General features: G+C 63.1%; 9 protein-coding genes. 3 read left to right on the top strand and 6 right to left on the bottom strand.

Translation table 11 applies throughout. The features are described from left to right. Positions 1-136 precede the first annotated feature (136 nt). The 3 genes from NKI21_RS09725 to cuyB are packed head-to-tail and all read left to right on the top strand — an operon-like array spanning position 137 to position 3,133. Positions 137-976, top strand: a complete 840-nt coding sequence (locus NKI21_RS09725) for a substrate-binding periplasmic protein (RefSeq protein WP_352865416.1) — start codon at positions 137-139, stop codon at positions 974-976. 1 nt (position 977) lies between these two features. Continuing rightward, complete coding sequence (locus NKI21_RS09720; RefSeq protein WP_352865413.1) at positions 978-2,339, top strand: dicarboxylate/amino acid:cation symporter; 1,362 nt, start codon at positions 978-980, stop codon at positions 2,337-2,339. Then, complete coding sequence (gene cuyB, locus NKI21_RS09715) at positions 2,336-3,133, top strand: cysteate racemase (RefSeq protein ID WP_352865411.1); 798 nt, start codon at positions 2,336-2,338, stop codon at positions 3,131-3,133. Before NKI21_RS09720 ends, cuyB begins: the two co-directional genes overlap by 4 nt. 36 nt (positions 3,134-3,169) lie before the next feature. Here the strand turns inward: cuyB and fhuB are convergent, their stop codons facing one another. The 6 genes from fhuB to NKI21_RS09685 form a co-directional block, all read right to left on the bottom strand. Next, positions 3,170-5,176 (bottom strand): Fe(3+)-hydroxamate ABC transporter permease FhuB, encoded by a 2,007-nt coding sequence (fhuB, locus tag NKI21_RS09710; protein ID WP_352865408.1) that lies wholly within the window; start codon positions 5,174-5,176, stop codon positions 3,170-3,172. Continuing rightward, positions 5,169-6,044: an iron-siderophore ABC transporter substrate-binding protein gene (locus tag NKI21_RS09705; RefSeq protein WP_128302525.1), complete on the bottom strand. Its 876-nt coding sequence runs from the start codon at positions 6,042-6,044 to the stop codon at positions 5,169-5,171. Before NKI21_RS09705 ends, fhuB begins: the two co-directional genes overlap by 8 nt. Positions 6,045-6,066: 22 nt before the next feature. After that, on the bottom strand, positions 6,067-8,244 hold the full coding sequence (locus NKI21_RS09700; protein WP_245486018.1) for a TonB-dependent siderophore receptor: 2,178 nt from the start codon (positions 8,242-8,244) through the stop codon (positions 6,067-6,069). A gap of 136 nt (positions 8,245-8,380) precedes the next feature. Further along, positions 8,381-9,265 carry a helix-turn-helix domain-containing protein gene (locus NKI21_RS09695; RefSeq protein WP_023808772.1) on the bottom strand — a complete coding sequence of 295 codons (885 nt, stop codon included), beginning with the start codon at positions 9,263-9,265 and terminating at the stop codon, positions 8,381-8,383. 122 nt (positions 9,266-9,387) lie between these two features. Then, positions 9,388-10,743 (bottom strand): glutamine synthetase family protein, encoded by a 1,356-nt coding sequence (locus tag NKI21_RS09690; RefSeq protein WP_127268594.1) that lies wholly within the window; start codon positions 10,741-10,743, stop codon positions 9,388-9,390. Positions 10,744-10,990: 247 nt separating this feature from the next. Then, positions 10,991-11,689 carry a GntR family transcriptional regulator gene (locus tag NKI21_RS09685; protein WP_023808770.1) on the bottom strand — a complete coding sequence of 233 codons (699 nt, stop codon included), beginning with the start codon at positions 11,687-11,689 and terminating at the stop codon, positions 10,991-10,993. Between the last annotated feature and the right edge of the window lie 207 nt (positions 11,690-11,896).

Below are 11,896 nucleotides of genomic sequence, written 5' to 3'. Positions count from 1 at the left end.
TGTATGTTAGGCGCTGCTCATGTTTTGTGGCGCTAAGCTGCTTATCCAATGCATAAAAAGGCACAGTGTAATATATACGTTTGTTTAACGTCGGTTGTGCATGTTGCTGGCTTTCCCGGGTTAATTGAGAACGCGCATGCCGGTTACACGTCGTACACTGCTTGCGGCCGGGAGCGGCGGGTTGCTGATCTCGCAAGCCCGCGCAGCCAGCACTCCGGGACAGCAGGCGGAGAACGCCCCTCAACCTATCGCGAGCGGCGATGCATTGCGCATCGCAATGCCGGCCTTCGCTTCCAATCCGTTCTTCCCGGCCGACGGATCGGGGGACGATGGCATAGACATGGAACTGGCCCACGGCATCGCCGCGGCGCTTGGCGTCGAGCCGGTGTTCGACCGATCCGCCGCAACGTTCGACGATATTGTGAAACAGGTCAGTTCCGGACAGGCCGACCTGGCGATTGGCAAGCTCAGCCGGACGCTTCAGCGCGGCCGGTCGATCATCTATTCGCGCCCCTACGCCATGCTGCGGCAAGGGCTGATCGCCAACCGCCTCAACCTGGCGCGTATCGCGCAAGGCAAGCCGCCCGAAGGGATCGTCCGTGATTTCTCAGGCGATCTTGGCGTGATCGAGGGCTCTTCATTCGCCACTTATGCGGCCACGACTTTCCCGCATGCGCAAATCCACCGCTTGGCAAGCTGGGATCTGATCATCGATGCGATCCGAAACGGGACGATCGACATGGCCTATCGCGATGATTTCGAGATCAAGAAGCTGATGGTCGACGATCCGTCGATGACGGTCGTAGCGCGCTCCATCACGCTGACCGACAAGGTCGATACGATCGCAGTCGGCGTGCGGCCGGACAATCCGCATCTCGCAGCCTTTGTCGATCTGTATCTCGATCTCGCGCGGGGTCAGCAGGTTCTCAGCACGGACGAGATCATCGCCCGCTATCGCCAGGGGAGCAAAGCCTGACATGGCAATCTCCGAGTTAGCCGGACCCCTGCCTTTCGATTGGCGCCTGATGGCCAGGCGCATACTGCGATCACCCGTGACGACGATCGCGATGATTGCTGCAGGGATCCTGTGCGGCCTCTACTATCCAGATTTTGCCCATGCGATCAGCCCTGTCGCACAGCTCTACCTGAATTTCCTCAAGATGGTCGTCCTGCCCTATTTGGTCTCGTCGGTCATCTTCTCCATCACGGCGATGGTCCAGGACCCGAAATCGGTCCGCTACCTCGGCAAGGTGGGTATTGCCGTGCTGGTCGTGTCGTTCCTGAGCGTGCTGGTGAGTGGCACCTTGTCGCTGATCCTGCAGCCGGGCCAGATCGAGAATCCCCAGTCGCGTATCGAGCTTGGCGAGTTCATCAATTCGCAAGGCAGCGTGTCCACCGATCTCGCCTTCCCGTTCCAGCCGCCGCCCTCCAATGGGGATCCCAATGGCGGGCACTCGATCCTGCTCGACCTGGTGCCGAACAACGTCTTCAACGCGCTGGCCTCGGGCCAGACCATCCAGGTTTTGCTGTTCTGCCTGCTTTTCGGGCTCGCGATGGGGAAGATTCCCCAGCCCTCGTCCATGAGCCTGACCCAGGCGCTCAACGCCGTCTACCGGGCTTGCACGGTGCTCACCAACTGGTTCATCTGGGGGTTGCCCTTTGCAACCTTCATCCTGATCGCGGACCAGACCGCGTCGACTGGAACCAAGCCGCTCACACTGATGGGCGGTTACCTGCTGGTGATGGGCCTTTCCTGCCTCATATTCGTTGCCGGGGCTTTTGCCATTATCGCCATCCGGTCGCGACGAAGCTACTGGACCACGATCAAGACCTGCCAGCCCCTTCTCATGGTGGCCATCACCACACGCTCTACGGTCGCCTCGCTCCCTTGGGTCATCAACCTTTTGAGCGAGCGCCTGCGGTTCAGCCTGGTGGTGGTCGAACTGCTCGTGCCGTTGCAGGCGGCATTGCTGCGTACAGGCCCAGCGCTGCTCTACACCTCGGGTGCGCTTTTCATCGCCCAGCTTTACGGCCACCAGCTTGCAGTCTCGGACCTCGTGCTCGTCGGCATCATCTCAGCGCTTCTCGCGCTCACCACCGGCGGCATGGGCAGCCTGCTCATCCTGTCGCAGATGTCCATCGTCTGCGGATACCTGAAGCTTCCCTTCGAGGCTGCGTTCGTCCTGTTCGTCGCTGTGGATGCGGCCGTGGACACGTTCATGACGCTGGCCAGCGTTTGCACCGTCGCGGCGAGCACGGCAATGATCGCTCCCAGCCACAGGGAGACGACGCAGACTGACGCCGCCTCGGACCAGCTCGAAGCCGAGCCCGTCAGATGATCGACGACAGCATCCGTCCCCAGCTCGGCATTATCGGCGGTCTCGGGCCGCTTGCTTCGGCTGATTTCTACTTCAAGCTGACCCGGATGACCCAGGCGCTCAGGGACAACGAACATGTGCCTGCCGTGATCCTCAGTGTCCCGCAGCTGCCCGACAGGACCGAAGCCATCCTTGCCGGCCATGACGGGCCGCTGGCGCCTTTGAAAGCCGCGGTCGCGACGCTCAATGCGCTCGGCGTCGCCCGCATCGCGATGCCGTGCAACACCGCCCACCATTGGTACGGCCAACTGGCGGCGAATTCGCGCGCGGAAATCATCCATATCGGAGATGCTGTGGTGACGGAGACGCGTCGCAGCCTGGATCAGGGCCGGGTTGCTGTTCTCGCCACCCAAGGCACGCTGGTCTCCGGCTTCTATCAGGACAGGATGTCGGCAGCGGGATTTGAGCTCTGCCTTCCCGCGAACACCGAGTTTCAGGCCTGCGTCGACAGCGCGATCAGCCTCGTCAAGGCGGGTTCGATCGCTGATGCGGCGGTTGAAACCGAGCGCGCGCTCGACATCGCGCAAGCGGCCGGCGCCGATGCAGCCCTGCTCGGCTGCACCGAACTGTCGGTGGTGGCCGCCAGCCTCAACGATATCACTGGATTGGTCGTCATCGACAGCAATGCGGCCTTGGCGCGAGCCTGTCTGAACCGATTGGGCTTCGGCGCCCAGGAAGCCCGCGGCCTGCCGACCGTATCGCGGCTGCCGGAACATGACCGATCGATGCGCGCCAGCTTGGCCGCACTGGCCTAGCCCTATGGATAGAACCTCATAGCATTTCGGCACCTGTCAGCCCTGGCGCGGCACGCCCTTGGCAAGCAGGTAGACGAGATACGGCCCGCCAAGCAGCGAAGCGAACAGGCCCGCGGGCAGTTCGTAGGGAAAGGCCGCCATGCGCGATAGCCAGTCCGAGACGATCATCAGCAGGGCGCCCAGAAGCATCGCTCCGGCGAGATGGACGCGGGCACGCGAAAACCCCACCAACCTGGCGAGGTGCGGCGCGATCAGGCCGACGAAGCTCAATGGCCCGACGACCATGGCGGCCAGCGCGGTCAGCAGCGCGGCAACGACGATCAGCATCAGCCGTCCGCCGGCAACCGGCACGCCCAGCCCGCGTGCGCTGTCGGACCCGAGCGGCAGGATGTCCAGCCAGCGGGCGGCAAGGAACAGCGGCAACGTCAGCGGCAACAGACAGGCGATTGCCAGCCCTGCATCGAGCGCCGACGCCTGGCCGGTCGAGCCGCTCAGCCAGCGCAACAGAATGTAGGACTGCGCGTTGCCCATGGCGATCGACGCGGTGATCGCGGCGCTGCACAGCGCGCTCATGGCGATACCGGCAAGCAGCAGCCGCTCGGCACCGAACTTTGCTTGTGCGGCAAGGGCCAGCATGGCAACCAAGGCCGCCAGTGAGCCCAGGGCTGAGCCGGCGAGCTGCCAGCCGAGACTGGCCGTGGCGCTGACCATCAGCACGGCTGTCAGGCCGGCACCGGCGCCGGTGCCGACCCCCAGCACTTCGGGGCTTGCCAGCGGGTTGCCGGTGACCCGCTGGATGACGACGCCGGCAGCCGCGAGCATGGCGCCGGCGGCAGCCGCTACGCCGATCCGTGGCGCGCGCCACGCGGCGAGGTCGGTTAACAGGTCTCCCCCAGCAATAGACCAGCCGTCCGGGCCGCGCCCGACGACAAGCGCCGCGATGGCAGCGACAAGCGCCAGCGCAAACAGAAGCAGGATGATCAGCCAGGGCCGGCTGGCCTTGCGCGGTGCTGCCCCGTTGGAGCCGAGATGCGGCCATTCGAAAAGGCGCAGCCGCGGCAACAGCCACAGCAGCAACGGACCGCCGAGCAGGGCGGTGCCGGCACCGGTCGGAATGCGTTCGCCACCGGAACCGGCGGCCAGCTGTACCAGCCCGTCCGTCAGCCACAGCAGCACGGCGCCGATCAGTGGCGCGGCGATCAGTTTTTGGCGCAGTGTGCGGGCGCCCGAAAGCGTGGCCAGCGCCGGGGCTGCAAGACCGACGAACCCGATGACGCCAACCTCTGCCGCGACTGACGTCGCCATCCACACGGCAAGCGCGATGATGAGAAAGCGGCTTGAGTGACGGGCGACGCCCAGGCCGCGTGCCGAGGCATCGTCGAGACCAAGGATGGTCAGCGGCCGCAGCAGCATCAATGCGGCAACCGCACCGGCCGCCAGCCTGATCGTCAGCGCGATGGTCGGCTCCCAGTCCTGCTGGACCAGCGATCCGCCGCCCCAGATGAACAGCGAAAACAGGTACTCGCCATTGGCGAGGATCAGCGCCGCGCTCACGGAACTGGCGGTCAGCGCCACCATCATCCCGGCGAGCACGACGGAGACCGGTTCCAGCCCGCGCCGCCAGGTCAATGCCAGCACCAGCAGCACCGCGGCGATGCCACCGGCGAAGGCGACCAGGCCCTGCGACCGCTCCATCAGCAGCGGTGCGTAAAGCGAGGCGATCGTCATGGCCAGTTGCGCGCCGGCCGAAATACCGAGCGTCGACGGTTCGGCCAGCGGGTTGCGCAGCACATGCTGCAACAGCAGGCCGGACAGGCCGAGCACCGCGCCGGCCAGCACCGCCACGGCGGCGCGCGGCAGCGTGCTGTAGACCAGGATGACGCTGTCGAGATCAATGCCGTCGCCCGGCGGTGCGGCCGGCCATTGCATGCCGACGCGCCATGCGAAGAGGAGCGCGGCCAGCGCCGCCAGGAAGCTCCACAGGGCGATTGGCGACAGCGCGGCACTCGTCGCGGTGCGATCGCTTATGGTGCGCTCAGCCATGGCTCTGCCCGGCAAGGGCGGCCGTCGCCAGACGCGCGAAGCGGCGTGCCGATGGCAGGCAACCGAAATGGTTGACCGGATCCAGCACAGCAACACGCCCCTGGCGGACAGCGGGTAGCGCGTTCCACAAGGCATTTGTAGGAAGCGAACGCCCGACATCTGCCGGCAGTGGCGAAACGATCAGGATCGACGCCTCGGGCACGCGCGCTAGCGCCTCCAGTCCGACGGGTGCCGCCGCGCTGTAGCTCGTCTCGTTGGTCCATGCATTGACCAGGCCGAGACGCGTCAGCACATCGCCGAACATGGAATCGCGGCCAAAGGCTCGAAAATGCCTGCTATCGCCGAGACTGATGACGAAGACCCGCGCGGGGGAGGGGGGCAAGGTGGCGCCAAGCTGCGTGATCTCGACCGCCGTCTCATCGACGTAGCGCTTCGCCTCGGCCTGCCGTCCCAGCTTTTCGCCCAGGGCCAGTGTCGCCGCCTCGGCGAGCGCATAAGGTGGCACGCCGGCCTCGTAGACCGTTTGCGCAAACACCGGCGCGATGCGTTCGAGCATCGGGCGCTGGTATTCGTAGAAATTGGAGATCACGATGAGATCAGGCGCGACGATGCGCAGCAGCTCGTAATTGGGCGCGCCGCGCAGCCCGAGATCGGTTGCCGATTGAGGAACCGCCGGCTCGACCGCGATCTTGCGGAACTGGATCAGTTCGGTCGCCGCCACCGGCTCGATGCCGAGCGCCAGCAACGTCTCCAGCATGCCCCAGTCGATCGCGGCAACGCGCATCGCCGCCGCCCTGGCGGCGACCGGTGGCAGCAATGCCGCGGCCGCCAGCGCAAGCACCTGCCGTCTGTTGGGCAGATGGATCATCACTGGCGGATTCGGCACATGGCTACCAAGTCGTATGCGCCTTCAGCTTGAATGAGCGGCCTTCGCCATAAGAACAGGCTTCGACAGTGGTGGTCTGACAACTGGAGACATAGGTTTTGTCGAACAGATTGGTGATGTTCAGATCGACACCCCAGGTCTCCTTGTCGTAGCCAAGCTTCAAGTCGGCCAGCGTGACAGCTGGAACCTTGTTGTTGTTTGCGTTGTCTGCCCATGAGGAGCCGACGTAGCGCAGGCCGCCGCCGATCGAGATGCCGTCGTACCAGCCGCCACGAAAAGTATAGTCGACTGAGGCGGAGGCCATCACCTCTGGCACGATGAACGGCGTCTTGCCAATCAGCGCCGGGTTGGCGTCCTTGGTGATATCGATGTCATAGGCGGTGAAAGCGCCGGTGAGCCGGAAATCCTCGGTGACGTTGACCTTGCCTTCCAGTTCTATACCGCGTGAGCGCACTTCGCCGGTTTGCAACTGCGTGAAGAAAGTAACGTTCGACGGTACATTCTGACGGGTCAGGTCAAAAAGCGACAGGGTGAACAGGCCATCGACAAAGGTCGGCACATATTTGACGCCGACTTCGTACTGCACGCCCTCTTCCGGCTTGAACAGATTACCGTTGGCGTCGGTGCCGATGAGCGGGTTGAAGAAGGTGGCAATGCTGGCATAGGGGGTTACGCCATTGGCAAACTCATAGGCGAGGCCCGCGCGACCGGAGAAGTCGCCGACAGTCTGGTTCTGCGTGCTGGAACTCGCCGAGTAATATGTCGGCCGATTGTCGGCGTCGAGCCAGCCACGGTCGTAACGGCCGTTCAGCGTCACCAGCCAGCCGTCGCCGAAGCGCAACTGGTCCTGCGCGTAGAAGCCGAGCTGCTTCTGGGTCAAGTCCTGATTGAGGTAGCTGACTCGTGGCGTCAGTGGCGCGCCGTAGATTGGGTCGAAAGCATCAATGGGAGGGGTTGTGCCGAAGAGCGCCGACGATTGCACCTGGTCGATGTTGTAATATTTGTAGTCGATGCCGGCCAGCAGCGTGTGTTCCACAGCGCCTGTCTCCACCTTGCCCTCGATCTGCAGGTCCGACAGGAATGTCGTGGCGTCGGTATCGTGACCGAAATTGATGCGATTGAGCTGCGTCGCGCTCGCCCACCCGTTGGCGTAGACGTTGACTTCATTAATCGAGGCCGCACTGAGGCGCATGTTGGAACGCACCGTCCATTGGTTGTCGAAAGTGTGCTCGAACTCGTAGCCGATCGAACCTTGCTCGCGCTTGTAGAGATCGACACTCGGCTCGGTAAAATTGGCATCTGGGTCGATTCGACCGTAATTCACGCCGCCGATAATCCGATCCGTTACAGTGCCGATGTAAGGCAGGAAGCTGCCGCCATTGTGGTTCTCGTCGATGTGGCTGTAGTTGGCCAGTACCGTCAGCTTGGTCTGCTCGTCGGGCTGCCAGGTGATGCTGGGCGAAATGAAGCCGCGCCAGCCATTCTGCAAATCGCTGTAGGTGTCGCCGCCGGCGACTTTGCCCGTTACCCGGTAGCTGACAACACCATTGCCGTCGACGTCGCCGATGTCGAAGCCCAGATAGACATTGCCGGCATCGTTGACGCCGGTCTCGATATAGCGCTGCCTGCCATCCGGTCGCTTGCTGACATAGTTGACGAGGCCGCCGGGATTGCTGCCGCCATAGAGTACGGAGGCCGGCCCTTTCAGCACTTCGACTCGCTCGAGGCCGAAGCTGTCGACGTAGAAGCCGCCAAAGGCGTAGCTGAACAGTTGCAGCCCATCCATGTAGGTGCCATCAGCCGTGGCTTGGAAACCGCGGATGAACAGCCAGTTGGTGTCGCTGTCCGGGCCGAAGGGCTGTGCGAACACCCCGGCCGTGTAGCGCAAGGCCTCGTCGACTTTCTGTGCGCCCTGGTCGTCGATCTCTTGACGTCCGACCACCGACACGGATTGTGGGATATCCTTGATGTCGGTCGCCGTCTTGGAGCCGGTCCTGCTTTTTTTGGCGACGACGCCTTTAACCGGTCCGGTCGCGCCATCGCCGGCCTCGCCCTCGACCACCACCGGTTCAAGCTGGGTGCTGGTTTGCACCGACTGCGCCAACGCGGCCATTGGCGGGATCATCGCGGCTGCGGCGACGCTGGCCGCCAGAAGCGCCTTCATCAGGTAAGTTCTGCTCATCAGGAAAGTCCCCGCCTGTCGATATTGAGATACCTGATTATTTATCTCAACTTATCTGCTGGTCATTGGACGGAATTGGGCGGTTTGTCCATTCTTGTCCAAACGAGGGACATCGCGGTGTGATGTTGCGGAAATGTCACTGGCGACTGGTGCTCCTCATCCAGGCGCCGGGTGTCACGCCGACAATCGACTTGAACACACGCGTCAGATGCGCCTGGTCGAAAAAACCCGTTGCCTCGGCGATGTCGCCAAGTGAAGCGGTGCCACGCGCCATCATGGCCTTGGCCCTGTCGACCCGCGCCTGCATCTGCCAACGATGCGGCGGCACGCCCGTCGCCGCCTTGAAGGCGTGACTCATCGCGGTTTCGGACAGGCCGGTCAGCGCGGCGAGGTCGGCAAGCCGGATCCTTTCCAGGCAATGCGCGTCGATGTAGTCGGTGACGAGGCGCAGCTTGCGGCGCGACAGCGGCGACCGCCGCCTAAGGGTATCAGGCCGGTCGATCTGGAACAGGCTTGCGAACAAGGCATTGAGCAGACCCTCGCCATAGAGATCATGCAGGGGCCGGTCGCTGCCGCATTCGGCGGCGATCAGGCCGGCAAGCATGGCGATCCGGTCGTCGCGAAACTGGAAGCGCGACATCCGCAAGGCCTCGTGGTCAAGGCTGCGGCCGAAGCGGCGCGTCAGCACTGCGGCGTCGAAATGCAGGTCGAGATGCCGGATCCGCCGCAGCCCCTCGACCCGGCCGCGGATCGGCACGCCGGCCGGTATGTAGGCCATGGAAAAAGCCTGGTCGTGGCGGCGCAATTCGCCCTTGGCGTCTTCGACGAAGAAAGCGCCATCGCCATCCACATCGAGCGCGACGAACAGCCGGGGGTCGGGAGAGACGTAATAGCCTTCGGCCTTGTCACCGCATGAGACATCCCAGAGGTCGGCGACCACGCCGTCCCAGACATGCCATTTCAGGTCGCCAATGACTGAAAAGCCCTCAATCCGGCTTTCCATGCGCGCAACGAAGGTCAAGTCCTGTGATCCCAGCCATAATACATGACCATCATGTTTATGCCCGGTTAGCGACCCCACCGCAAGTGCTTTGCGGCTGCTCGAAAATCGGCCGGAACCAATGCCGCTGGGGCAATCGGGCCTCAAACACTTTCGAGGTATGTCTCGATCTCGAAATCGCTGACATTGAGCGCGAACGTGTTCAATTCCTGGCGTTTGCAGGCAACGAAGGAGTCGCGCAGGATGGCTGGAAAAATCTCCGCCACATGCGTCCCGCTCTCGAAGGCGGCGATCGCCGACGCCCAGTCCGGCGGCAGCTTTGCCGGCGGAAGTCCCTGGCCGTCGGTGCCGATCGGATCGCCTGGCGATATTTGTCTTTCAATGCCCGTCAGTGCGGCGCCCAATATGGCCGCTAGCACCAGATAGGGATTGGCGTCGGCTCCCGAAACGCGATGCTCGATGCGGCGCGCACCGGTTGGCCCGCCGGGAATGCGGATCGCGACCATACGGTTCTCATAACCCCAGGCGACTGCGGTCGGCGCATAGGATCTCGGGCGCAGCCTGCGGTAGGAGTTGAAGTGCGGCGCGAACACCAGCGTGCTTTCGGCCATTGCCGCAAGCAGGCCGCCGACCGCATGGCGCATGGTCTCAGAACCCTGGTCGGTGCCGTCATCGAAGACGTTGCGCCCTTCGCCGTCGATCAGGCTGAAATGAACGTGAAAGCCGTTGCCGGCCCGGTCGCCATAGGGCTTGGCCATGAAACAGGCGGCAAAGCCGTGCTTGCGGGCAATGCCCTTCACGGTGCGCTTGAACAGCACCGCATCGTCAGCCGCCCGCAAGGCGTCCGCGACATGGTTCAGATTGATTTCGAACTGGCCGACGCCGTTCTCGGCGATGGCCGTGTCGACGGGAATGCCTTGCGTCCGGCAGGCCTCGTAGACGTCATGGATGAAGGATTCGAAGTCGTCAATCTCGTCGATCGACAGCGCCGCGTCGGAATCGAGGCGGCGTCCGGTCACCGGCGAGACCGGTCCGACCGGCCGCTGCGACTGCGGATCGACGAGGTAGAATTCGAGTTCCGTTGCCGCGACCGGAGTCAGGCCCAAGGCCTTGTAGCGATCGAGGATGCGGGCCAGCGCCCGTCGCGGGTCGCCGAGATAAGGCGCGCCGCTTTCGTCGGCGAGCCAGAGGGGGACAAGCGCCGTCGGATGCGCCGTCCAGGCCACCGGCAGAATGCCGCGCCCCGTCCACTGGCACAGTCCGTCGGCATCGCCGGTCGAGAATACCAGTGTGTTGCCTTCGATGTCCTCGCCCCAGACATCGAGCCCGATCAGCGAAAAAGGCATGCGCAGCTTGCCTTCCAGCGCCTTTCTTGCCTGCTCGACGGGAATGCGCTTGCCGCGCATGATGCCGTTGAGGTCGCACACCGCGGCTCTCAGGCTCTGGATGTCGGTCCTGCTATCAAGCCAGTTCAAAACGTCCGCAATTGCATCGCTCAATTTATGACCTCTGGTTTTCGAAGGTGCCGCAACCTGACCGGCTGCACTGTCCCTGATAAAAATAGCTTGTGAGTTTTAGGAAAACAGACTTGGCTGTCGCCAAGCGCTTTTCCTTATTTTTTCAAGTCACTAGCCGGGATGTCGGGAGGCATTTCAAAACCAATTGCGCGATCTGCGATCGCAACATAGAGGCAAGAGGCCGGAAAGCCAAGTGGCGTCGCCCGAATCCGCACAAACGCGACGCGCATCAGTTTCTCGCCTTCGGAAATCTCGCCTGCTGCAGTATGTGCGAGGCCCCTTCGTCGATGTCGCGCACGATGGCAGCGCGGGCGCGCTCGCCATCCTGGGCCTCGATCGCAGCGACGACTTCCTCGTGAAAGTCGATGTCGAGGATGGAGGCGAGGTTATCCTCGAAACCCATGGCAAGGTTCCTGAGGAAAGGGCCGACCTGCATCCATACGGTTTCGATCAGGAAGATCATCTGCTCGTTGCCGCAATGGCGATAGATCGAGAATTTGAAGTCGTGGTTCTTGCGCAGGTAATCATCGATATCGCCTTTGCGGGCCGCCAAAGTCAGGTCGGTGGCGTGGCGTCGGATCGTGCGCAGATTGTTGCCATTGATGCGTTTTGTCGCCAGTTCGGTCGCCGAGCCTTCGAGGATAGTCCGCACCGCGGTCAATTGCGAAAACCGCTCGGCCGATATCGCCGGCACTTCGACGCTGCCGTTCGGCATCGGGCTGAGCGCCCGCAGCGCCTGCAGCCGCATGAAGGCGCTGCGCACCGGCATGTCGCTGGTGCCGAGTTCCCTTGCGAGTTTTCGCGACGTCAGCTTCTGGCCCGGCGTGAACTGGCCGGACATCAGCGCCCGCACAAGTTCCAGATAGACTTTTTCATGCAAGGGAACGGTGTCGACGGCGGTCAACCCGAATTGTGTTTTGTCGGCCATTGGCGGGGCGCTGCTTCATCGGTTCAGAAATCTGTGCGGCCGGCTGGTTTCGCCGCTGGGGATTCTGCGTGGCCGAGCCCGGCGAGAACGCCGAAGTCAGCGACTTATCAAGCACATGATAGACGCTTCGATCGTTGCGCGGCAAGCCGACGCGTCGCACCAAGGCCGACGGCTTGATTGTCAGGCATATGGCGTCTCTGCCACGCT

The sequence above is a fragment of the Mesorhizobium sp. M0715 genome, from assembly GCF_040320355.1.
GTDB lineage: Bacteria > Pseudomonadota > Alphaproteobacteria > Rhizobiales > Rhizobiaceae > Mesorhizobium.
This window is presented reverse-complemented; position numbering and strand designations above follow the sequence as displayed.